Origin of the sequence: Bradyrhizobium sp. 44 (assembly GCF_023073095.1) — a bacterium.
In the GTDB taxonomy this organism is placed as follows: Bacteria; Pseudomonadota; Alphaproteobacteria; order Rhizobiales; family Xanthobacteraceae; genus Bradyrhizobium.
This window is the reverse complement of sequence record NZ_JADPIY010000008.1, coordinates 453,674-476,703: the sequence shown is the minus strand read 5'-3', so window position 1 is coordinate 476,703 and position 23,030 is coordinate 453,674. Positions and strand designations below refer to the sequence as shown.

The window sequence follows — 23,030 nt, the reverse complement described above, 5'->3', positions numbered from 1 at the left end:
ATTTCAACTGCGCCCAACTCAAGATGCAAGCTGGCATCCCCCGGCCTAGGCCACCATTGCGGCGTCCTCCTCGGCACCATCGATGCCCCGTTGCGCGGCGAGCAGACTGATAATCTCGATATTCGGCCGGGCCTTGCTGAACAGAAAACCCTGGCCTTCGTCGCAGCCCTCAGTGCGCAGACAGCTCAGCTCGGCTTCGGTCTCGACGCCCTCGGCGGTGATGGTGACGCCGAGGCCTTTGCCGAGGCTGACGATGGAGCGAATGATCGCCTGGGCCTCGCGATTGGCGCCGAGATCGCGCACGAAGGACTGGTCGATCTTGATCTTGTCGAACGGGAAGCTGCGCAGATAGCTCAGGCTGGAGTAGCCGGTGCCGAAATCGTCCATCGAGATGCGCACGCCGAGCGCGCGCAACGCGTGCAACGTCGCCAGCACCTGGGCGCTTTTCTCCAGCAGCAGCGTCTCCGTGATCTCGAGCTCGAGCCGCCGCGGCGGCAGGCCGGAATGCTTCAGCGCATCCGTCACCACCGAAAGCAGATTGCCGCTGCGGAACTGGAGCGGCGACAGGTTGACGGCGACGCGGACGTCGTCCGGCCAGGTCGCGGCATCGTGACAGGCCCGGCGCAGCATCAGGCCGCCGAGCGGATTGATCAGCCCGGTTTCTTCCGCGACCGGAATGAACTCGGCCGGCGAGACCATGCCGCGCTCGGCATGCGGCCAGCGCACCAGCGCCTCGAAGCCGGTGATGCGGCCGCTCTGGAGGTCGATCAGCGGCTGGTAGTACGGCCGCAGCACGTCGTTCTGGATGGCATCGCGCAGCTCGACCTCGATCTTGCGGCGGGTCTGCGCTTTCGCATCGAGCGCCGCCTCGAAGAACGCGAACGAGCCGCGCGCATCCAGCTTGGCGCGCGACAGCGCCATGTCGGCGCTCTTGAGCAGCTTTTCGGAATCGTCGCCGTCGCCCGGCGCCATCGCGATGCCGATGGAGGCGCCGATCACCACGGAATGGCCGTCGAGCAGATAGGGATCGGCGATGGCTTCCAGCAGGCGCTTGGCCAGCAGCACCGCATCCTCGGGACGCGTCAGGCCGCTCTGCACGATTGCGAACTCGTCCGAGTTCAGCCGCGCCAACGCGTCCTCCTCGCGCAAGGTCGAACGCAACCGCTTGCCGACACCGCGCAGCAGCTTGTCCCCGATCGCGTGTCCCAGCGTGTCGTTGACCGCCTTGAAATTGTCGAGCCCCAGCATCAGCAGCGCGACCTTGTCGGTGCTGCGCCTCGTATGCAGCAGCATCTCGTCGATCTGCTGGCGCAGCAGATTGCGGTTTGGCAGACCGGTCAGCCCGTCATGCTGGGCCATGAAGGCGAGCCTCGCCTCGGCGCGCTTGCGCTCGGTGATGTCCATCAACGCGAGCAGTACCGCGGGCCGCTCGGCATAAGTCAGTTCGCGCGAATAGATCGCTAGGTCGATCAGGGCGCCGTCGGCCTTGACGTGCTTCCAGGTGCGTCCGGCCTGCTCCTCGCCGGCCGAATCGGGGGTCCAGGGCGGCTCGCTGTCGAAAGCCTGAAGGGAACGGATCGTCAGCAGCTCGAACTCGGCGCGGCTGTAGCCGTAATGGGCGACAGCGGCATCGTTGACGCCGAGGATGCGCTCGTCGTCGAGTGCGCAAACGATCATGGGGACGGGATTGCCGTCGAACAGCAGGCGGAACGAGGCCTCGCGCTGCTTCAACTCGGTGATGTCGACGCGCAGGCCGACGACGCCGCCGTCGTCGGTCAGCCGCTCGTCGATCAGGATGACGCGGCCGTCCGCCAGCTTCTGCTCGTGGCGCGCGCCGGGCTGATAGAGCTTTGCAGCCGCTCGGCGATCCATTCTTCCTCGTGGCCGGCAGCCTCTGGATAGTCGCCGCGGGCGACACCGATGCGCAGCGTATCCTCGAGGCGCGCGCCTTCCTCGAACAGATCGGCGGTCTTGCTGTAGATTTCCGCGTATTGCTTGTTCCAGAGGACATAGCGGCCCTCGGCATCGAGAAACACGATGCCTTGCGGCAGGATCTCGATGGCCTGGCGCAGGCGCTCATGGGATTTGCGCGCTTCCGCGATCGCGGCCTCGGCGCGGCCGCGCAGACCTTCGTCGCGTTCGGACGGAGGATGAGGGGCGCGCGCAAAGCGCGGCTTGCGCGGGTGCAGGCCGGACCTGCCAAGCACGCTTCCCTTTCGCTTTTTTGGCTTTCGAAACCCCAAACTCAACTTCACTCGTCCCAGTCGCGCCCAGCGACCGCAACTCTTGGGGCAAGTGTCTGAAAGAAAGGTAATCTTGGGTGGCATGGCGAGGGGACGCACGGTCTGGCAGTCTCGAAAAAACAGCCCCCATTGCCCGTTTGCAAGGCGCGGCAGTGCCGATGGGCGCTCCAGGCGCATCGCATTGTCGTCATCGGAGAACGAGATGGCGCAAAATTGCGCGCTGCCTTGAATCATTTCCGGGATCGCGCGCGCTTGCATGCAGAAGGGGGTGAGTACGCGTCCTGCGCACGAATTTTGGTCAATGCATGAGAGGGTTATCGCATTGTTAAAAATCGGCCGGCCGACGCACCGGGAACTACGACTTCGAGACGATATTTCAGCCGAGGGACTGTTTCTTAACCCTGACGCGGTGTTGGGCTATAAGAATGTCAACATGAGTCCCCGCCGCTTCGCCCCTCTCCTGCTCGTCATGACGCTCCTGGCCGCCAGCGACGCGCTGGCCCAGGACAAGGGCAGCGTCAACCCAAAGCCGCTGCCGCCGCTCGCCAATCCGAACGATCCCAGTATTGGCGCCAAGGAACTGTTCGCGCGCAAGCTGCTGCCGTCGAAGGGACCGGCGCACGTCATCGGCTCCTATGTGAAGGGCTGCATCGGCGGCGCCGAGCAGATGCCGCTCAACGGCGACAATTGGCAGGTGATGCGGTTGTCGCGCAACCGCAGCTATGGTCACCCCGCGATGATCGCGCTGATCAAGCGGCTTGCCGCCAGGGCGCACAAGGACGCGGGATGGCCGGGCATCCTGGTCGGCGACATCGCCCAGCCGCGCGGCGGGCCGGCGCTGTCCGGCCATGCCAGCCACCAGATCGGCCTCGATGCCGACATCTGGCTGACGCCGATGCCTGACCATCGGCTCTCGCGCGAGGAGCGCGAGGACATGTCGGCGGTGATGATGGTCCGCCCGGACCGGCTCGACATCGATCCGAAGGTGTTCACGCCGGGCCATGTGCTGGTGCTGCGCGACGCGGCGCAGGAGCCGGCGGTGCAGCGCATCTTCGTCAATGCCGCGATCAAGAAGGCGCTGTGCCGCGAGGCCAAGGGTGACCGTTCCTGGCTGTCGAAGATCCGGCCGTGGTGGGGCCACGACTATCACTTCCACATCCGCATGCACTGTCCGGCAGGCGCGAGCGACTGCGAGGGCCAGCCGTCGCAATCCGAGGACGAAGGCTGCAAGCCCTCCGATCTCGCCTATTGGTTCAGCGACGGCGTGCTGCACCCCAAACCCCCACCGGAGCCCCCGAAGCCGAAGCCGCCGATGACGCTGGCGCAGATGCCGGCGGCGTGCAAGGCCGTGCTGCACGCGGGCGACGCGAAACGGTAAAGCCTCCGCGGTCATCCCGGCCTAGTGCGCAATTGCGCACTAGGCCGGGATGACGAATTCCTGGTTGGCGCCATGCGAACCGTCGCCTTTGACCTGTTCGGCCACCCTGTTATGATGACCCAGCGATCGCTTGCCGGACCGTAAGTCCGTCGGGCTTGCCGGAACAGCGCTTCCGCCGGTCGCAAGCCTAATTCAACCAACGCCGTCTTGCGCGCGCCGCCTTGCGTGCCCTGAACGCGCGCATGGAGCGCTTCCGATGTCCCGCCTTTCCGTGCTGCTTTCGGCTATGTTCCTTCTGGCCGCGAGCCTTTCGCCTGCTGGAGCCGAAGACAAGACCATCACCGTGTTCGCGGCAGCCTCGATGAAGAACGCGCTCGACGAGGTCGACGCCGCCTACACCGCCAGGACCGGCGTCAAGTTCAGCGTCAGCTATGCCGCAAGCTCGGTGCTCGCCAGGCAGATCGAGCAGGGCGCGCCGGCCGATGTGTTCGTCTCCGCCGACACCGACTGGATGGACTATGCGATCTCCAAGAAGACCATCAACGAGCCGACCCGGGTCAATCTGCTCGGCAACAGCATCGTGCTGATCGCGCCGAAGGATTCCAGGCTCGACAACGTGCCCATCGCGCAGGGTTTTGACCTCGCAAAGCTCGCCGGCGACGGCAGGATCGCGACCGGCGACGTCAAATCCGTGCCGGTTGGGAAGTATGCCAAGGCGGCGCTGACGAGCCTCGGAGCCTGGCAGGCTGCGGAGCCGAAATTCGCCATGGCCGAGAGCGTGCGGGCCGCGCTGACGCTGGTCGCGCGTGGCGAGGCCAATCTCGGCATCGTCTATTCCACCGATGCCAAGGTCGAGCCCGGCGTGAAGATCGTCGGCACCTTCCCGGCGGATTCGCATCCCGCGATCATCTATCCCGTCGCGGCGACCACGACAGCAAAGGGCGAGACCAGCGACTATCTCACCTTCCTGCGCTCGACCGCCGCCAAGACCATTCTGGAAAAATACGGTTTCAAGTTCCTGATCAGCCCCTCCACTTGATTTGCGATTTGATGCTCGACATCTCTCCCGCCGAATGGACGGCGATCCTGCTCTCGCTCAGGGTCGCCGTCATCGCGACCCTGGTGGCAACGCCGTTCGGCATTGCGCTGGCGTGGCTGCTCGCGCGGCGTGATTTCTGGGGCAAGTCGGTGCTCGATGCGCTGGTGCATCTGCCGCTGGTGCTGCCGCCTGTCGTCACCGGTTATCTGCTGCTGCTGACCTTCGGCCGCCGCGGCCTCGTCGGCGGTTTTCTGGCCGATACTCTCGGCATCGTCTTCGCCTTCCGCTGGACCGGTGCTGCGCTTGCCTGCGGCCTGATGGCGTTTCCGCTGCTGGTGCGCCCGATGCGGTTGTCGATCGAGGCGATCGACCGCCGGCTCGAGCAGGCCGCCGAGACGCTCGGCGCCACTCCTTTCAAAGTGTTCTTCACGGTGACGCTGCCCTTGGCGCTGCCCGGCGTGCTCGCCGGCATGGTGCTCGGCTTTGCGAAAGCGATCGGCGAATTCGGCGCCACCATCACCTTCGTCTCCAACATTCCCGGAGAGACCCAGACGATTTCGTCCGCGATCTATTCGCTGATCCAGACCCCGGACGGTGACGCCGCCGCGGGACGGCTCGTGATCGTCTCGATCGTGCTGGCGCTCGGCGCGCTGATCGCGGCCGAATGGTTCGCCCGCCGCGCCACCGCGCGCTTGCACGGGAATTGACCATGCTGCGCGTCGACATCGAAAAGCAGCTCGGCGAATTCTCGCTGTCCGCATCCTTCGAAAGCGAAGGCCGCGTCATCGGCCTGTTCGGAGCGTCGGGAGCCGGCAAGACCTCGCTGGTCAACATGATCGCGGGGCTGCTGCGGCCCGACCGCGGCACCATCGTGATCGACGGCGAGACGGTCGACGACAGCGCGGCCGGCATTCATGTGCCGACCTGGCGCCGCCGCATCGGCTATGTGTTCCAGGATGCGCGGCTGTTTCCGCATCTCAACGTCGCTCAAAATCTCGACTATGGCAGGCGGATGAACGGCCTCGCGCCCGATCCGGCGCAGCACAAGCGCGTCATCGAGCTGCTCGACATCGGCGCGCTGCAGGGCCGCCGCCCCGGAAAACTTTCTGGCGGCGAGCGCCAGCGCGTCGCGCTCGGCCGCGCGCTGCTGTCAAGGCCGCGCCTGCTGCTGCTCGACGAGCCCCTCGGCGCGCTCGACGAGGGCCGCAAGCTGGAGATCCTGCCCTATCTGGTGCGGCTGCGCGACGAGGCTAATGTCCCCATGGTCTATGTCAGCCACGACGTCGCCGAGTTGCGCCAGCTCGCGACGCAGATCGTGATGCTGAAGCAGGGCCGGGTGACGTCGTTCGGCGGGGTGAAGGTGCTGACGTAGCCATACTGGCCGTCGCACCCACCGCCGTCGTCCCGGCGAAGGCCGGGACCCATACCGCGTGCTTTATCGGTAGGCGGCAGTGGGAGTACCGGCGAAGAATAGCAGGCGGTCTTCGCCAAATAACTTCCTGTGGTTATGGGTCCCGGCCTTCGCCGGGACGACGTTGGGGAGACAGTGGGGCTAACGCGCCTTCCGCCGCTTCGGCTTCACCGCGCCAAACACGCTCTTCAAATCCTCACTCACCGGCGCCGCATCGTCATCCAGATGCAGGCGGCTCTCGACATGCAGGAAATGCTCGCGCGACACCGCAATCGCACGCGCGACGTCGCGGGCACGCAGCGCTTCGACGATGGCACCGTGCTCGTCCACCGCACAGATCGAATCGGTGGCGGGTTCGTAGACCGAGACCATCACCGAGGAGCGGCTGAGCAGATCGGCGAGGAAGCGCGAGAGCTCTGCATTGCCGAGCGCCTCCACCAGATGAACGTGGAACGCGCCCGACAGCCGCACCGACGCGGCGCGGTCACCGCGCGTTGCCGCGGCGCGCTCCTCGGCGAGATGCGCCGTCAGCCGCTCGATCAGGGCGTCGTCGACATGACGCACGAGCTGCGTCAGCACGCCGGCCTCGAGCACGCGATGCGCCTCGTAGACGCTGCGGACGTCGTCGAGCGTCGGGCGCGGCACGCGAGCGCCGCGGTTGGGGATCATCTCCAGCCGCCGCTCGGCGCCGAGCCGATGCAGCACCTTGCGGATGCGCTCGCGCGAGACGCCAAATATCTCGGCGAGCGGCGGCTCGGCCAGCTTCGCCCCGGCCTTCAGCTTGCCCTCCAGCAGCGCGTGCAGGATGGCCTGATAGACCGCCTCGTCCTCCGCCGGATTGGCCTTGCCGAGCCCTTTGCCGCTTCTCTTGCCGCTTTCTTTGCCGTCTCGCCCGCGCTGCGTCGTCATGGCGGTAGCTAGGCCCAAAGGATGCGCAGCGTCACCTCCAAAAAATGTGCACATTTGCTGCGCCGGCATGCAGGCGCCGCGCAGGCGCCAAAACCATCATCCAGCTAACTGACTGATACAAATCGCAATTATGAAAATGTGCACATTTGGCATGGCGCTTGCTGCGTCTCCGCTGCAAGCTTTACGCACAACAAACGGGACATGCCCATGCACACCCCCTCCCGACGCAGCGTTTTGACCTCCGGCGCGGCCTTGGCCGCGATCATCGCCGCTCCGGCGCGGCTGCGCGCCGCGCCCAGGGAGATCGTCATCGGCGGCCCCGCGGGCGCCGCGAAATATTTCAATGCCGATTTGTTTCCCGTGCTGGAGAAGAAGCTCGACTGCAAGGTGCTCTACGAGGGCACAAACTCGCTGACCAATCTCCAGAAGATGCAGGCCGACAAGGCCGCGCCGAAGATCTCCGTCGTCATCATGGACGATCCGGTGATGCTGCCGGCAGCCAGCGACGGCCTGATCACCAAAATGTCGGCATCGTCCATCGCCAACCTCGGCAAGCTGGTCGACGGCGCGGTGCATCAGGACGGACTATGGGCGAACTATCAGCGGCCCTGGGCCGGCATCGCCTATTCGACCAAACGCATGAAGACGGCGCCTGGCAATTGGTCCGACCTCTGGGATACGAAATATGCCTCCAGGGTGATCGTGCCGTCGCTGTCGAACACCGAAGGTTTCTGGACGCTGCTCGCCGCCGCCCATCTCGAGACCGGCAAGCCCTACAAGGAGGCGCAGTACGAGATCGACGCCGCCTTCAAGAAGGCGAAGGAGCTGAAGGCGAACCTCTTGAACGTCTACACCAACGCGCCGCAGGCCATCAATCTGATGGAGCAGGGCGAGGCGTGGATGATCGGCGGCCAGTTCTCGGCCTACACGCTGATCCGCAAGGCGGAAGGGTCGCCGGTCGATCTCGCCGTGCCGCAGGACGGCGGCTTTGCGATGCCGTCGGGAATAGCGAAGGTGAACGGCGCACCGGCCGGCGATCTCGCCGATGCCGTGATCGACTTCTTCCTCAGCCCGGAAGCGCAGATCATCCTCGCCGACAAGGCCTTCGTCGCCCCGACCAACAAGGGCACGCCCACGCCGGCGGGCTTCCCGGACCCAGCCTCGCTGTTCGCGCCGGACTGGGCGTTCGTCGCCAAGAACCGCGCCTCCTGGGTCGACCGCTGGAGCAAGGAGATGACATGAGCGAAGCCGCCCCGCATCTCGTCGTTCGCGGCGTCTCCAAGACATACGGACCCACGACGGTCCTCGACCACATCGACCTGACCATCCGCCGCGGCGAGCTGGTGACGCTGCTCGGCCCGTCCGGCTGCGGCAAGACCACGCTGCTCCGTGCCATTGCCGGCCTGGCGCAACCCGACACCGGCAAGGTCGAACTCGCCGGGCGCGACGTTACCCACGTGCCGCCGCACAAGCGCAATGTCGGCGTGGTGTTCCAGAGCTATGCGCTGTTTCCGCATCTCACCGTCGCCGGCAATATCGCATTCGGGCTCAAGGTGCGCGGCGCGGCCAGGCGCGAGATCGACGCCGCGGTGGAGCGCGCGCTGTCGCTGGTCAAGCTCGGCCACCTCGCCGGCCGGCGCATCTCGGCGCTGTCCGGCGGCCAGCAGCAGCGCGTGGCCCTGGCACGCGCCATCGCGGTCGAGCCTGACGTGCTGCTGTTCGACGAGGCGCTGTCCGCGCTCGATCGGAAATTGCGCGAGGAGATGCAGGTCGAGCTGCGCCGCCTGCTCCAGGACGTGAAGGCAACCGCGATCTTCGTGACGCACGACCAGGACGAGGCGCTGACCATGTCCGACCGCGTCGCGGTCATGAACAAGGGACGCATCGAGCAGCTCGCCGAGCCGCGCGAGCTGTATCTGCGGCCCGCAAGCCTGTTCGCACTCAACTTTGTTGGGCTCTCGACGCGGATTGCCGGCACGGTGCTGGCGGCCGGCAACGGCAAGGTCGAGGTCGAGACCAGGGTCGGCCGCTTGTCGGCGCTCGGCAATTTCCAGGCGGGTTCGCCTGTCATCGTCGCAGCACGCCCCGAGCAGTTGCGGATCGGCGAGCAAAGCGAAGCGAATACGGCCGCCGGCCGGGTCCGCTCCGTGGTGTTCCAGGGCTCACGCACACTGGTCGACGTCGATGCCGGGGCCGGTGAAAGCCTGCTCGCCGAGCTCTCCGGGCGCGACGGCGCGATCCCTGTCGTGCATGACGAGATCCGCCTGAGCTGGCCGGTGACCGAGACCTTTGCATTTCCGATGGAGGCGCAGGCATGACCGAGGCGGCCCTTCCGGCGCCAGTGGCCGCGCCTTCGGTCGATCGCGAGCGGCTCGCCGCGATCGGATTCGTGCTGCCGTCCTTCGTCATCATCGCCGGGGTGTTCGCGCTGCCGCTGGTGCTGCTGCTGGGCGTCAGCATCGTCGATGCCAACGGACTGACCTTCGCGAACTATAAGCGCCTGCTCGGCACTCCCTATTATCTCGGCGTGGTCTGGAATTCCTTGCGGCTCGGGCTGCTGACGACGCTGATCGCCTTCCTGATCAGCTATCCCGCCGCCTTCGCGCTGGCGCGCGCCCGCGGCGCCTTGCGCTCCGTGCTGCTGGCGACGCTGTTCCTGCCGCTGGCGGCCAGTGTCATCGTCAAGGCGTTCGCCTGGACCATCCTGTTGCGCAGCGACGGCATCGTCAACGAGACGCTGATGGCACTCGGCATCATCGAAGATCCGATCCGCATGATTTTCACCGAGACCGCGCTGATCGTCGGCGCCGTCAACATCTTCCTGCCCTTCATGATCCTGCCGATCTACGCGATCGTAGCCCAGCTCGATTCCCGCTACGCCGAAGCCGCCGCCACGCTCGGCGCCTCGCCGGTCGTGACGTTTGTCCGCGTCATCCTGCCGCTGACCTTGCCCGGCATCATCGCCGGCGTGGCGCTGGTGTTCTCGCTCTCGGTTTCCGCCTATGTGGTGCCGACGCTGCTGATCGGCGAGAAATATCCGACGCTCGCGACCGCCATTGCAAAAGCCTATCTGCTGGCGCGCGAGCCCGGCTTCGGCGCCGCCGCCGGCGTCGTGCTGCTGGCGATTGCGATTGCCGTCGTGACGCTGAGCGCGCGACTATCGCGGGAGCCGAAGTGATGGCGCGCGCCGCAATCGCCGTCTGCTGGATGATGGCCGTCGCGCTGGCCTTGTTCCTGATCGCGCCGCTGCTGGTGATCGCGGCGGCAAGCTTCTCGCCGACGCCGGTGTTCGACCTGCCGCTCACGGGTGCATCGACGCGCTGGTACGGCAAGATCGGCCGGCTCGACGGCTTCTGGCCGTCGCTGCTGCTGTCGCTTCAGATCGCGCTGCTGTCGACCGTAATCTCGCTGATCTCAGGCACGTTCGCCGCGATCGCGATCGCGCGCGGAAAGCTGCCGGGCGCAAACATCTTCGCCACCGCGCTGGTGTCGCCGCTGATGATGCCGGGCCTCGTGCTCGGCATCGCGCTGCTGCAGGGCTTTCGCGCAGTCGGGTTCACCGCGCCCTGGGCGACCCTGCTGGTCGCGCATCTCGTCATCACGCTGCCCTACGTCGCGCGCACGATGATCGCGGGTCTTTCGCGATTCGACTTCACGCTGATCGAGGCGGCGCGCACGCTCGGCTGCACCTATCCCGGCAGCGTGCTGCGGGTGATGGTGCCGGCCTTGGCGCCCTCATTCCTGATCGCCGGGATCTTCTCGTTCCTGGCCTCGTTCGACAATTATCCGGTGTCGATCTTCCTCGCCGACGTCCGCACCAAGACGCTGCCGATCCGCATGCTGCAATATATCGAGGAAGCGCCCGATCCGACGTTAGCTGCGCTCTCCACCCTCATCCTCCTAGGCACGGTGATCCTGCTGTTCGTCAGCGACCGCGTCGTCGGCCTGCATCGCATGGCCGGAACCTCGGACTGATCCATGAGCGAAATAAATCAACCCGTCTCACAACGCGACTTCGTCGGCTATCGCGGCAAGCCGCCCAATCCGCATTGGCCGAACGGCGCGCGCGTCGCGGTGTCGCTGGTGGTGAATTTCGAGGAGGGTTCGGAGTTTTCCGTCAAGGATGGCGATGCGGACAACGAGGCGATCTACGAAGTGGTCCACAAGCTCGACGGCCCGGATTCCTGCATCGACAGTCATTTCGAATACGGCACGCGCGCCGCATGGTGGCGCATCATGGACCTGTTCGACGCCTACGGCGTCAAGGCGACGGTAAGCTCCTGTGGCCGCGCGGTCGAACGCTCGCCGGAGCTGGCGCGCGATGCCATTGCCCGCGGCCACGAGGTCTCGGCCCATGGCTGGCGCTGGCAGAGCCACGCCGACATGGACGAAGCGAGCGAACGCGAGGTCATCGCGAAGACGGTGGCGACGATCGAACGCGCCACCGGGCAGCGCCCGGTCGGATGGCACACACGCTCGGCGACCTCACCGAACACGCGGCGCCTGCTGGTCGAGGACGGCGGGTTCCTCTACGACAGCGACGCCTATAATGACGACCTGCCCTATTACAGGGAGGTTGCAGGCCAACAGCATCTGGTGCTGCCCTACGCTTTCGACACCAACGACATGCAGTATTACAACGCCGCGCGTTTCAGCGGAGACGACTTCGCCGACTATGTCATTGACGCCTTCGAATGGCTCAGGCGCGAGGGCGAGGCAGCGCCGAAGATGATGTCAGTCGGATTGCATTTGCGCATGATCGGCCGCCCCGGCCGCATCGGTGCGCTGGAGCGGATCCTCGCACACATCACCGGAAGCGGCGCCGCGTGGATCGCGCCGCGCGCGGCGATCGCGCGGCATTGGATGCAGGTGGTGCCGGCGGGGGTGTGATCTGCGGCGGCCTTCGCCACACGGAAGGTGTCATGCCCCGCGCAGGCGGGGCGTCCAGTACGCCGCGGCGTCTCGGCTCTATCACGACTGTCTCTGGAATACTGGATCGCCCGCCTTCGCGGGCGATGACAGTGAGGGTATGGTGGCAGCTCTCACTCTCGCGGGCCCTAAACCCCCGCCACCGACGTCCACAGCTCCGCCAGCTTGCGCCGCAGGGCCTGCCTGCGGGTCAACGGCGCGGGCGTTTCCTCGTCTTCCGGCAGGCGCAGGCCGACGACGTTGACGCGCCCACCGGAGATCGAGCGCGCCACGAGCACGATCGGATCCAACACAAGCTCGGCGCCCTCTTTCGGTGCGCGGTCGAGATGGACGTCGAAATAATCGGCCAAAGTCAGCTTGCTCTCGTCTTCGCCGGCCTCCACGCCGTAGATCTCCGCGAGCTCGGCGAGCGTGTGCTCGCCGGAGACCATGAAGTCGCCCAGCAGATGCGGGTCCGGCGCCGAGCTCGGCTGCATGTCGACGAAGAAGCGGTCGAGCGATTCGGCCTTTTCCGGCGGCGCCAGCAGATAGATGTAATCGCCGGGCGCGATCGGCTCGGCTTCCGCCGGCGTCAAAATGTTCTCCTTGCGGATCACGAGCGTCGGCTTCGACCAGGACGGGATCAGGCCGCGGCGGAAATACAGGCTCTTGGACCGCACCGGATAGCCGACGAGCTGCTGCTCGAGCTGCCCAGGCAGATCCAGTTCGACACGGCGCGGGCCGCGTTCGGCGCGCGGGAGCGCAACATGGAGCTTGCGCGCGGCCGGCCCCAGGGTCCAGCCCTGCAGCAGGAGCGAGATGATGACGACGACGAAGGCGACGTCGAAATAGAGATAGGCCTTCGACAGCCCGACCAGCATCGGGATCGAGGCCAGGAAGATCGCGACCGCGCCGCGTAGGCCGGTCCAGGCGATAAAGATCTTTTCGCGCCAGTTGAAGCGGAACGGCGCCAGGCACACGAACACCGCGATCGGCCGCGCCACCAGCATCAGGACGAATGCGACCCCCACCGCCGGCAGCACGCTGCCGCCAAGCCGGCTCGGCGAGACCAGCAGGCCGAGCAGCACGAACATCACGATCTGGGCCAGCCAGGTCGCGGCGTCCAGGAAGGCCACCACCGAATTATGCGCGCGCGTCGGGCGGTTGCCGATGATGATGCCGGCGAGATAGACCGCGAGGAAGCCTGAGGCGTGCATGATCTGCGAGCCGCCGAAGATGACGAGCGCGGCGGTGGTGACAAACGGCGCGTGGAGGCCCTGCGGCAGCGCGACCTTGTTGAGCGCGATGACGACCAGACGCCCGCCGATCACCCCCACGACGGCGCCCAGCACGGCCTCCTGGGCGAACTCCATCAGCACATGCGCGGCCGTGCCTGTTCCCAGCGAGATGTACTCGACCAGCATCAGGGTCAGGAAGATCGCGAAGGGATCGTTGGTGCCGGATTCCACCTCCAGCGTCGCGCCGACGCGCGGGCGCAGGCGCAGGCCCTGTGTATGCACCAGCAGGAACACTGCGGCCGCGTCAGTCGAGGCCACCACGGCGCCGACCAGCAGCGACTCCGTCCAGTTGAGGTCGAGCGCATATTTCGCGAACGGCGCCGTGATCAGCGCGGTCAGCAGCACGCCGACGGTCGCGAGCACCATGGAAGGCGCGAGCACGGTGCGGATGCTGGCAAAGCGGGTCCGCAAGCCGCCGTCGAACAGGATCAGGGCGAGCGCGACCGAGCCGACCAGATAGGTGGTTCGGACGTCGTCGAACTGCAGCTGTCCGGGACCGGAATCGCCCGCGAGCATGCCGATCGCGAGGAAGACGAGCAGAAGGGGCGCGCCGAAGCGCAGCGCAAGCAGGCTTGACAGGATCCCGGCCAACACCAGGACGGCGCCGAGCAATATGGCGAGGCTGACACTGTCGAGGGAAGCCATCCACCTTCCGGGTACGAAATCGCTGGAATTGCATCCTTATCGTCGGCAGACTCCCACGCCAACCCATTTTCTCCCGCTCGCGGCAATCTGCCCGCATTTTGCGGCCTTAACGCACTTTACTTGGCGGTGTATCGGTGGTCCGGCCGCGCCCTTTGTGGGATTCTCCGGCGCGCTCGAATCAATGCCTCCCGCCTGCTCCCCGACGAGACCGATTGACATGGACCTCAAAGACTTCATGGAGTTCGTGCAGACCACCGCGCGCAGCGTCGGGGCCGAAATCTCCTCGCCCTGGTTCTACCTGCAATTCGGGCTCATTCTGGCCGCGGCCGGCATCGCCTATGCCGCGGAAGCCGCCGTTCGCAGCCGGGTCGACATGACCTCGCTGGCGATGCGCTGGCCGCTGCCGCTCCGGCACTTCGTCCGGGTGATGGTCTCCAGCGCCTCGACGGCCGTGTTCACCCTGCTCGTGATCGTCTCGCGCGTGGTGATGTACCACGCGACCTGGCCGAGCCGCAGCTATCTCCTGATGGTCGCCGCCAAGCTGGGCCTGGCCTGGCTCGCGATCCGGCTCTTGACCTCGGTGCTGCGCAACGCCTTCATCGTCAAGCTGGTGTCGATCACGGCCTGGTTCGTCGCGGCGCTCTCGATCCTCGGCCAACTCGATGCGACGGTCGACCTGCTCGACTCCTTCGCCATCGTGCTCGGCGGCCTGCGGCTGACGCCGCTGCTGGTGATCAAGGCCGGCGCGCTGCTGCTCATCGCCCTCTGGCTCACCAACATCGCCAGCAATTTCGCCGAGAGCCGGATCAACTCGACCACCGATCTGACGCCGTCGGTGCAGGTGCTGCTGGTCAAGATCATCCGCATCGGCCTGCTTGCGGTCGCGATCGTGATCGCGCTCGGCACGGTCGGCATCGATCTCTCGGCGCTCGCGGTGTTCTCAGGCGCGGTCGGTGTCGGCATCGGTATCGGCCTGCAGAAGATCGTCGCCAATTTCATCTCGGGGATCATCCTGCTCGCCGACAAATCGGTGAAGCCGGGCGATCTCGTCACCATCGGCGACAACACCGGGCGGATCAGCGCGATGAAGACGCGCTATATTTCCGTCGCCGCCGGCGATGGCCGCGAATTCCTTGTGCCGAACGAGGATCTGGTGACGCAAAAGGTCGTCAACTGGACCTACACCGACAAGAACACGCTGGTGAAAATCGCCTTCGGCACCAATTACGACGCGGACCCGCGGCTGGTCTGCAAGCTCGCCGCCGAGACCGCGGCCGCGCATCCGCGCGCGCAGAAGGGCAAGCCGCCGAATTCCATCCTGACCGAGTTCGCCGAAGCCGGGATGAAGTTCTCGCTGACCTTCTGGATCGCCGACCCCGACGGCATGGACAACGTCAAGAGCGACGTGATGCTGGCGCTGTGGGACGCCTTCAAGCGCGAGGGCATCCGGGTTCCCTACCCCGTCCGCGAAATCCGCATCCGCGGCGGTGCGCTGCCGGTGGAAACCACCGTAGAAGTCCCGAATTGAACCGGTTTTGGGGCGCATGCCCGCCAAGCTTGGCTTGCATGAAGGCTCGCGATCATTAAATTAGGGGCTTAAATCAGACCCTTGCGCCCACCTCGATACCGGCCCCGTGCCGAGAAGACCGCATCCGCATGAGCTACGTCGAAGCTACCGATACCTCGCTCCGCAAGACCGGGCAGATCAAGCTGCATGGACCAAGCGCCTTTGCCGGCATGCGCAAGGCGGGAGCGCTGGTGGCGAAGTGCCTGGACGAGCTCACCGACATCATCGGGCCCGGCGTTCCGACCGACCGCATCGACCAGTTCGTCCGCGACTTCGCCTTCAGCAACAATGCCTATCCGGCGACGCTGATGTATCGCGGCTACCGCTATTCGACCTGCACCTCGCTCAACCACGTGGTCTGCCACGGCATGCCCGGCGACCGTCCGCTGAAAGAGGGCGACATCGTCAACATCGACGTCACCTTCATCGTCGACGGCTGGTACGGCGATTCCAGCCGGATGTATGCAGTCGGCCCGATCGCGCGCAAGGCCGAGCGGCTGATCGAGGTGACCTATGAGGCGATGATGCGCGGCATCGCCGCGGTGAAGCCCGGCGCCACCACCGGCGACATCGGCCATGCCATCCAGAGTTTCGTCGAGCCGCAGGCCATGAGCGTGGTGCGCGATTTCTGTGGCCATGGCCTCGGGCGCATGTTCCACGACGAGCCGAACATCATCCATATCGGCCGGCCCGGCGAGGGCGTGCAGCTCAAGCCCGGCATGTTCTTCACAATCGAGCCGATGATCAATCTCGGAAAGCCGCATGTGAAGATCCTCTCCGACGGCTGGACCGCCGTGACCCGCGACCGCTCGCTATCGGCGCAGTTCGAGCACTCCGTCGGCGTCACCGCGACAGGCGTCGAGATCTTCACGCTGTCGGAGCGGCACGGCGAGAAGCAGATTGGGTGAGGGCGCGGCCGACCTTCGGGTCGCCGGCTGACGTGAACCGGATTTGCCGGCGCAATTGACGGTTGCAAAAACGGTTATCCGCGGCAATGCTGGCGGCCGATGCCCGCCAAGCCCGACCACGACAAGAGCAAGCCCGAAGAAGCGCCGCACTATCTCGGTCATCGCGAACGGCTGCGCGAGCGCTTCTACAGCGCCGGTGCGGACTCGCTCAGCGACTACGAGCTGCTGGAGATGGCGCTGTTTCCGGCGCTGCCGCGGCGTGACACCAAGCCGCTGGCGAAGTCGCTGATCAAGATTTTTGGCTCGTTTGCCGAGGTCGTGCATGCGCCGGTGGCGCGCCTGCGCGAGGTGGACGGCATCGGCGAATCCGCGATCCATCAGCTCAAGCTGCTCGCGGCGGCGGCGCATCGCGTCGCCAAGGGCGGGGTCAACAGCCGCAACGCGCTGTCGTCCTGGAACGAGGTGATCGACTATTGCCGCACCAGCATGGCGTTCGCCGAGAAGGAGCAGTTTCGCCTCCTGTTCCTCGACAAGCGCAACCAACTCATCGCCGACGAGGTGCAGCAGACCGGCACCGTCGATCACACCCCGGTCTATCCGCGCGAGGTGATCAAGCGCGCGCTGGAATTGTCCGCGACGGCGCTGATCCTGGTGCACAACCACCCCTCAGGCGATCCCGCCCCTTCACAGGCCGACATCCAGATGACCAAGGCGATCATCGACATCGCGAAGCCGCTCGGGATTGCGGTGCACGACCACATCATCGTCGGCAAGAGCGGGCATGCGAGTTTGCGCGGGATGCGGCTGATCTAGTAGCAATAGCGCGGATCGACCGGGACGTAGGAGCCGTCCCGGCGCTGCATGTAGCAGCCGCGCTGATAGGCGTAATAGCCGGAGCGGCGGCGTTCGCCCTCGGAGGCGATCGCAGCGCCCGTGCCGGCACCGACGACAGCGCCGATGGCCGCGCCACGGCCTCCGCCGATAGCGCCCCCCACGATCGCTCCACCGACGCCGCCGAGGATGGCACCGCCAATGGCGTCCTGCGCTGCCGCCTCATGAGCCGGCATCGCCGTCACAACCGCCAGACATGCCGCGATAGCGAAACTTCCAATGCGAAGACCTCGAAGCATGCTCGCCCTCCCCTGTGGTCAGAGGAGTCATAGCGCCGCAGCCGGATTCGGACCAGACAAATCACCATGCCGGGACCCGGCACTTTCTCGCGATGGCGTCGGAGGCTCGGCTCGAAGGCGACTCAGGCCACGCCCCGTGTGCAGCGCGGGCTTTCCCCATTCATCTCAAGCATCGACCCAGCGCTGCACGGCCTCGGCGGTGTCGGCCGGCGTGGTGTTGAAGCAGATCGCGGCGTCGGGCGCTAGGCGGTGGACGAGGTTGAGCACCTTCTCGAACAGCAGCAGGCGCTCCTTCGGCTCGCGCAGGCCCGCGCCGATCACGATGCAGTCGAAATTCTCCTCGCGCAGCGCTGCCGTGACGGCGGCTTCCGCCGCGGCATCGAGATCGATCAGGCAGCTCGTGACTTCGTAACCGAGATCGCGCAAGCGCAGCAGTTGCGCATCGATATAGTCGCGCACGAGCGCCGGCGTGAGCTGCGGGAATGCACTGTAGTCCGCGTTGCCGGGTTCGATGCCGATCGCGAGGACGCGCGTGGTCATGCAGGGCTCCGTTGCCGGACTGTCTCGCGTCGCTAACCGAGCAGCGGCCCTTTCGGTTCCCTCGCGGGCTGCCGCCCTGATCCCGGTCCTGCCGCTCATTTTCTCGGCGAGGTTGTAACCCACTTCACACGCGGCGCCCCGGCGGCCTGCCAGACTTGCGGGAGATCACGCTGGTCTCACGCCTGATCACGGCACCTGGTTCATTTCGACTGACGCGCGGTTGCAAAATCCATTCATTGCGGGAGCGGAAAATGATTTCATTCGAGAGTTTGAAAAGCGAATACGAGCAGAATTGGGCCAATCTCGAGATCCGGCCTGCACGCCTCTCCGACGCGAACGCGGTCGCACGCAAGGCCATCAACGGCAAGGCGACCTATCAGCAGATCGAGCGGTTGACCGGCGTCCCCTGGTATTTCGCTGCCCTCTGCCACTACCGCGAGTCCAATTTCGATTTCGACACTTATCTCGGCAACGGCGAAACGCTTCATCGCGTGACGACGCTCGTTCCGAAGGGGCGCGGTCCGTTTGCCACGTTCGTGGACGGCGCCGTGGACGCCTTCAGGATCGAGAATTTCGTCGGCGCTCACGATTGGGCGATCGCGCGGATTCTGTTCCGGCTCGAAGGGTTCAACGGCTTCGGCTATCACGCCAAGGGCTGCAATTCGCCCTATCTCTATGGCGGTTCGACGCTGTATGGCCCGCCCGAGGCAAGAGCCGGCAAATTCGTCCGCGATCATGTGTTCGATTCGGGTCACGTCGATTCCCAGCTCGGCACCGCGGTGATCCTGCATGCAATGATGTCGCTGGATTCCTCGATCACCCTCGACGGCAGCCCGCAATTCGCGAGCCGCGCCGAACCGGAGGACGACGCGGCGTCGACGATAGTTCTCATGCAGCAGGCGCTCAACAAGCTCGGCGCCAATCCGCCGCTCGCCGAGGACGGCGTCAGCGGACCGAAGACCAGGGCCGCGGTCTCGCAGTTTCAGCAGCAGAACGGCTTGAGGGATACCGGACTTCTCGACGGCGCCACGGTCGCCGCCCTCACCCGCGCGGCGCAGTCGGGCCCCACCGGATCGAGCGGCGATGTGTCCAGGATCATGAAGCGGCTGGAGGACCTCGCGCAATTGCTGCGGCCGCCGGTCGGCGCCGTGATCCCGGCAACGACGGCATCGGGCAACACGCTGCCCGCCACCAATGATCCGATCAGCCTGTTCGAACGGCTATTTTCCCTCGTCAACAAGACGGCCCCCATGCCAGGACCCCTCACCCCGACCAGCCCCGCCCCCGTCGATCAGTTGAAGCAGGTCGTCGACCTGCTCGGCACCTTGCTCAACCGGGATGGCAAGCCTGTCCTCGGCCAGGTCAATGGCGCGCTCGGCGATACCATCGGCAAGATGCTCGACGGCAAGAAGACTGCGCTCGGCATCGGCGGCTCGCTGATCACAGCGCTGCTCTCTTCGGTGACGGCGAGCCCCAACGCTGGCGGTCTTGCCGGGTTGCTCGGGACGCTGGTGTCGGCGGTGCCGGGCCTCGGCCAATTCGCGATGCCGATCTCCCTGGCGCTCACGGCCTGGGGCGTGCTCGGCAAGATGGAGAAGTGGGCCCAGGGCACCGCGCCGCCGCCCAAGCCGACGACGTAGCCTGCGGCCGTCCCTTCGAGACGCCCGCCTATGGCGGGCGCTCAGGATAAGCTCGCGTTTCGCGGCGCCTACTGGCGCAGCATGATCAGGGGATCGGCGGTATCGGGGACGCGCCGCCATTGCGCGTTGTCGTCGGCCTCGAACTGCCAGGCCTCACCGGCCTTCGACAGCAGGATGATCTGGCCGCGCTCGAGCCGCCATTGCGTCGGGTTGAACTGCGCAATGGCCGCATCGCATTTCGGCTTGAGGAAGACCTGGAAATTGTCCGGCCCGGCTTCCGTGTTGGTCAGCGTCAGCCCGCAGACCGGCTGGCCGTTGCCGCGCACGATCGACCAGTCGCCGATCATCTGGTCCATCGACTTCGCCATCGAGCGGGCGGCGGCGAGATCTTGCAGGATGTAGACGCCCTCGCCCTGCCGCAGGCCCTCGAAGATGCCGGCCTCGACCTCGGTGAAGTCGATCACGGCTTCACCGCTCGAATCCTGCAAGCGAACGATGTCGAGACCCCTGACGCTCCAGGCGACGATGTCCTTGGTGAAGGGCAGCGCGGCCTTGCAGGCCGGCTCCAGCTCGAGCTTGAAGCCTTGAGCCGCAGTGTCGGCCTTGAGCGTGACGACGCAGGTCTTGCTGCGCTCGGTGGTCGAGAGCTCCCACTGCCCGGGCATTTCCTTCTTCAGGGTCGTCGTATCCTGCGCCAACGCAAGGCCGATCGCGGCCCAGTAGGCCGCGACGGTGAATGCAACGACCCGAAGAACTCTCATCAGCGCCCCTTGAAAGGCGTTTCCGCAACCGGCGTCAACGGCGCCTTGCCTGAGAACCAGGACTTGAGATTGTCGACCACGAGCTGATCCATCGCGTTGCGCGTCACCACCGAGGCCGAGCCGATATGCGGCAGCAGCACCACGTTCTGCATGGTCTTGAGTTCGTCCGGCACGCTTGGCTCGGCCGCGAACACGTCTAGACCGGCCGCAAGGATGGTGCCGGACTTGAGCGCCTGGACCAGCGCCGGTTCGTCGATCACCGAGCCGCGCGCGACGTTGACCAGCACACCGCGCGGGCCGAGCGCCTTCAGCACTTCAGCGTTGATCATCTTGTTCGTGCTGGCGCCACCGGGCACGATCACCATCAGCGTGTCCACCGCCTTCGCCATCTCGATCAGGTCGGGGTAGTGCTTGTAGGAGACGTCCTTGGACGGATTGCGGGTGTGATAGACCACCGGCACCAGCGAGGCATCCAGCCGGCGCGCGATCGCCTGTCCGATCCGGCCCATGCCGACGATGCCGACCTTGCGATCGCGCAGCGAGCCGACGCTGAGCGGATAGTTCTGGGTCTGCCAGAGACCGGAGCGCACATAACGATCGGCCTTGATGAATTCACGCACCGTGGAGATCAGAAGGCCCATCGCGACGTCGGCGACCTCCTCGGTCAGCACATCGGGCGTGTTGGTGACGATGATGTTGTGCTCGGCGGCGTATTTGGCGTCGACGTGGTCGTAGCCGACGCCGAAGCTCGCCACCATCTCGATCTTGGGCAATTGCGACAGCGAATCCCGGTCGGCGCGCACGGTGTGATAGGTCACCGCCACGCCGCGGATCTTTTCGCGGATTGCCGGCGTCAGCCGCGCGAGATCGCCCCGCGTCTCCGCCTTGTGCACGACGAAATGATCGGAAAACCCGTTCTCGAGGATCGGCCGGACCGGCCCATAAATCAGAAGGTCGATCTTTTCGGACGAAATCGAACCGGTGGTCATCAGTTGTCCTTTCCAAGCGCGCTTTCGTGCCAGCGCCGTAAAACGAGGTGGGAAACTAGCGCCAGCACCCCATAGATGACAATCCCGGCCAGCGACAACAGCAGCAGCGCTGCGAACATGCGGGGTATGTTCAAGCGGTAGCCGGATTCCGCGATCCTGTAGGCGAGCCCGGAGCCGGCCCCGGCCGTTCCCGCCGCGATCTCGGCCACGACCGCGCCGATCAGCGACAGGCCGCCGGCAATGCGCAGGCCGCCGAGAATGTAAGGCAGCGCCGCCGGCAGCTTGAGAAAGCGCAGGGTTTGCTGCGGCGAGGCGCCATAGAGCTGGAACAGGCCGGCGAGGTTGCGATCGACCGAATTGAGCCCGAGCGTGGTGTTCGACAGCACCGGGAAAAAGGCGACGATGAAGGCGCAGACCACGACCGCGGTCTGCTGCTCCAGATAGATCAGCAGCAGCGGCGCGATCGCGATGACAGGCGTGACCTGAAGCACCACGGCATAGGGGAACAGCGATGCTTCCACCCATTTGGACTGGTTGAACAGCAGCGCCAGCGCGATGCCGCCGATGCTGGCCGCGACAAAACCTTCGAGCGTGGTCAGCAGCGTCGCGGCGAGCGACTGTGACAGCACCGACCAATCCTTGATCAGTGTCACGAATATGACGGAGGGCGCCGGCAGTACGTAAGGCGGGATGTCCTTGATCCGAACCACGAGCTCCCAGGCGAGCAGTCCCGCCGCGAACACGATGACGGGCAGCGCGAAGCGCACCGCGCGTTGCGCGCCGGACGGCTTCGCAGTGACGGAAGCTTGCGCGTTCATAGCGTCGACTGCCCTGCATAGGACGGCGCCAGCGCCGCCGACACTTTCCGGCAATAATCGGAATAGGCGACTGAAGTGCGAAACTCCTCGCCACGCGGCTCGACCGTCTCGATGCGGAAGTCGGCCTGGATGCGGCCCGGCCGCGCCGTCATCACCACCACGCGCTGCGACAGATAGACGGATTCGAACACCGAATGCGTGACGAAGATGACGGTCTTGCCGAGCCTGCGCCACAGCGCGAGCAAATCGTCGTTGAGGCGGAAGCGCGTGATTTCGTCGAGCGCCGCGAACGGCTCATCCATCAGGAGGACATCAGGATCGGTGACGAGCGCGCGCGCCAGCGACACCCGCATCTTCATGCCGCCGGAGAGCTCGCGGGGAAAGGCGTCGGCGAAATCGCCAAGCCCCACGCTTGCCAACGCCTGATCGGCACGCGCGCGCGCTTCCGCCTTCGGAACGCCTGCGAGCTTCAGCGGCAACCGCACGTTCTCGCGCGCGCTGGTCCAGGGCATCAGGGTCGGCTCCTGAAACACGAAGCCGATGCCATGACCTGGTTGAATATGACCTGGCTGAACATGACCTGACTGCGCACCACCCTCGCGACGCGCCAGCCGCACGATTCCGGACGATGGCGCGCTGAGCTCGGCAATCAGCCGCAGCGCGGTGGATTTGCCGCAACCTGACGGTCCCAGCAACGAAATGAACTCGCCCTTGCGCACCGCAAGGTCGAGCGGGCCGAGCGCCAGCACGCCGTTGTCATAGGTCTTCGTCACGCCGCGCAGGCTGACAGCCAGGGCCGTCAGGCCGGTCTCGACCCCCGCCAACGTTTGGACTGATGACATCGGC

21 protein-coding genes and 1 pseudogene are annotated in these 23,030 nt (G+C 65.7%); 13 read left to right on the top strand and 9 right to left on the bottom strand.

Annotation, left to right across the window (positions count from 1 at the left end; translation table 11 throughout):
* Positions 1–45: 45 nt before the first annotated feature.
* A pseudogene (locus tag IVB41_RS04205) lies at positions 46–2,207 on the bottom strand (EAL domain-containing protein).
* 469 nt (positions 2,208–2,676) lie between these two features.
* On the opposite strand from IVB41_RS04205, the gene mepA reads away from it, so the two are divergent.
* The 4 genes from mepA to modC all read left to right on the top strand — a co-directional run bounded on the left by mepA (position 2,677) and on the right by modC (position 6,032).
* A complete protein-coding gene (gene mepA / locus IVB41_RS04200; RefSeq protein ID WP_247427029.1) occupies positions 2,677–3,621 on the top strand; it encodes a penicillin-insensitive murein endopeptidase in 945 nt (314 codons plus the stop codon).
* 256 nt (positions 3,622–3,877) lie between these two features.
* Positions 3,878–4,660, top strand: a complete 783-nt coding sequence (gene modA, locus IVB41_RS04195) for a molybdate ABC transporter substrate-binding protein (protein WP_247427025.1) — start codon at positions 3,878–3,880, stop codon at positions 4,658–4,660.
* Between the two features lie 11 nt (positions 4,661–4,671).
* Positions 4,672–5,367, top strand: coding sequence for a molybdate ABC transporter permease subunit (gene modB / locus IVB41_RS04190; protein WP_027565844.1), 696 nt, complete (start codon positions 4,672–4,674; stop codon positions 5,365–5,367).
* Positions 5,368–5,369: 2 nt separating this feature from the next.
* Complete coding sequence (modC, locus tag IVB41_RS04185) at positions 5,370–6,032, top strand: molybdenum ABC transporter ATP-binding protein (protein WP_027565845.1); 663 nt, start codon at positions 5,370–5,372, stop codon at positions 6,030–6,032.
* 180 nt (positions 6,033–6,212) lie between these two features.
* Here modC and IVB41_RS04180 read toward each other — a convergent pair whose 3' ends face one another.
* Positions 6,213–6,980, bottom strand: a complete 768-nt coding sequence (locus IVB41_RS04180; RefSeq protein WP_247427022.1) for a GntR family transcriptional regulator — start codon at positions 6,978–6,980, stop codon at positions 6,213–6,215.
* Between the two features lie 207 nt (positions 6,981–7,187).
* On the opposite strand from IVB41_RS04180, the gene IVB41_RS04175 reads away from it, so the two are divergent.
* The 5 genes from IVB41_RS04175 to IVB41_RS04155 are packed head-to-tail and all read left to right on the top strand — an operon-like array spanning position 7,188 to position 11,870.
* Positions 7,188–8,222, top strand: a complete 1,035-nt coding sequence (locus tag IVB41_RS04175) for an extracellular solute-binding protein (RefSeq protein ID WP_247357641.1) — start codon at positions 7,188–7,190, stop codon at positions 8,220–8,222.
* The gene (locus tag IVB41_RS04170) at positions 8,219–9,298 is read left to right on the top strand and encodes an ABC transporter ATP-binding protein (RefSeq protein ID WP_027565847.1); all 1,080 of its coding nucleotides are present in this window, start codon (positions 8,219–8,221) and stop codon (positions 9,296–9,298) included. Before IVB41_RS04175 ends, IVB41_RS04170 begins: the two co-directional genes overlap by 4 nt.
* Positions 9,295–10,158 (top strand): ABC transporter permease, encoded by an 864-nt coding sequence (locus IVB41_RS04165; RefSeq protein ID WP_247427019.1) that lies wholly within the window; start codon positions 9,295–9,297, stop codon positions 10,156–10,158. The genes IVB41_RS04170 and IVB41_RS04165 overlap by 4 nt, the downstream gene beginning before the upstream one ends.
* A complete protein-coding gene (locus IVB41_RS04160; protein ID WP_027565849.1) occupies positions 10,158–10,955 on the top strand; it encodes an ABC transporter permease in 798 nt (265 codons plus the stop codon). The genes IVB41_RS04165 and IVB41_RS04160 overlap by 1 nt, the downstream gene beginning before the upstream one ends.
* Before the next feature lie 3 nt (positions 10,956–10,958).
* Positions 10,959–11,870, top strand: a complete 912-nt coding sequence (locus tag IVB41_RS04155) for a polysaccharide deacetylase family protein (RefSeq protein WP_247427016.1) — start codon at positions 10,959–10,961, stop codon at positions 11,868–11,870.
* A 167-nt stretch (positions 11,871–12,037) separates the two neighbouring features.
* On the opposite strand, the gene IVB41_RS04150 is transcribed toward IVB41_RS04155, so the two are convergent.
* Positions 12,038–13,831, bottom strand: a complete 1,794-nt coding sequence (locus tag IVB41_RS04150; RefSeq protein WP_247427013.1) for a potassium/proton antiporter — start codon at positions 13,829–13,831, stop codon at positions 12,038–12,040.
* A 217-nt stretch (positions 13,832–14,048) separates the two neighbouring features.
* Between IVB41_RS04150 and IVB41_RS04145 the strand changes: the two genes are divergently transcribed.
* From IVB41_RS04145 to radC, 3 genes are all read left to right on the top strand, one after another.
* Positions 14,049–15,359, top strand: a complete 1,311-nt coding sequence (locus IVB41_RS04145) for a mechanosensitive ion channel family protein (RefSeq protein WP_247427010.1) — start codon at positions 14,049–14,051, stop codon at positions 15,357–15,359.
* A 128-nt stretch (positions 15,360–15,487) separates the two neighbouring features.
* Positions 15,488–16,306, top strand: a complete 819-nt coding sequence (map, locus tag IVB41_RS04140; protein WP_247427005.1) for a type I methionyl aminopeptidase — start codon at positions 15,488–15,490, stop codon at positions 16,304–16,306.
* Positions 16,307–16,405: 99 nt separating this feature from the next.
* Complete coding sequence (radC, locus tag IVB41_RS04135; RefSeq protein WP_247427001.1) at positions 16,406–17,119, top strand: DNA repair protein RadC; 714 nt, start codon at positions 16,406–16,408, stop codon at positions 17,117–17,119.
* Here the strand turns inward: radC and IVB41_RS04130 are convergent.
* Together IVB41_RS04130 and IVB41_RS04125 are read right to left on the bottom strand one after the other, a co-directional pair.
* Complete coding sequence (locus IVB41_RS04130; protein ID WP_247426996.1) at positions 17,116–17,436, bottom strand: glycine zipper domain-containing protein; 321 nt, start codon at positions 17,434–17,436, stop codon at positions 17,116–17,118. The two genes, radC and IVB41_RS04130, sit on opposite strands and share 4 nt — an antisense overlap.
* A 165-nt stretch (positions 17,437–17,601) precedes the next feature.
* Complete coding sequence (locus tag IVB41_RS04125) at positions 17,602–17,976, bottom strand: hypothetical protein (RefSeq protein WP_247426992.1); 375 nt, start codon at positions 17,974–17,976, stop codon at positions 17,602–17,604.
* Between the two features lie 251 nt (positions 17,977–18,227).
* Between IVB41_RS04125 and IVB41_RS04120 the strand changes: the two genes are divergently transcribed.
* Positions 18,228–19,616 (top strand): peptidoglycan-binding protein, encoded by a 1,389-nt coding sequence (locus tag IVB41_RS04120; RefSeq protein WP_247426989.1) that lies wholly within the window; start codon positions 18,228–18,230, stop codon positions 19,614–19,616.
* A 68-nt stretch (positions 19,617–19,684) separates the two neighbouring features.
* On the opposite strand, the gene IVB41_RS04115 is transcribed toward IVB41_RS04120, so the two are convergent.
* Genes IVB41_RS04115 through IVB41_RS04100 form a run of 4 tightly spaced genes read right to left on the bottom strand, consistent with a single transcriptional unit; the run spans position 19,685 to position 23,026 of the window.
* On the bottom strand, positions 19,685–20,377 hold the full coding sequence (locus IVB41_RS04115; protein ID WP_247426986.1) for an AprI/Inh family metalloprotease inhibitor: 693 nt from the start codon (positions 20,375–20,377) through the stop codon (positions 19,685–19,687).
* On the bottom strand, positions 20,377–21,366 hold the full coding sequence (locus IVB41_RS04110) for a 2-hydroxyacid dehydrogenase (protein WP_247426983.1): 990 nt from the start codon (positions 21,364–21,366) through the stop codon (positions 20,377–20,379). The genes IVB41_RS04115 and IVB41_RS04110 overlap by 1 nt, the downstream gene beginning before the upstream one ends.
* Entirely contained in the window at positions 21,366–22,184 is an 819-nt protein-coding gene (locus tag IVB41_RS04105) for an ABC transporter permease (RefSeq protein WP_247285378.1), read from the bottom strand. Before IVB41_RS04105 ends, IVB41_RS04110 begins: the two co-directional genes overlap by 1 nt.
* The gene (locus IVB41_RS04100) at positions 22,181–23,026 is read right to left on the bottom strand and encodes an ABC transporter ATP-binding protein (protein ID WP_247400035.1); all 846 of its coding nucleotides are present in this window, start codon (positions 23,024–23,026) and stop codon (positions 22,181–22,183) included. Before IVB41_RS04100 ends, IVB41_RS04105 begins: the two co-directional genes overlap by 4 nt.
* Positions 23,027–23,030 lie beyond the last annotated feature (4 nt).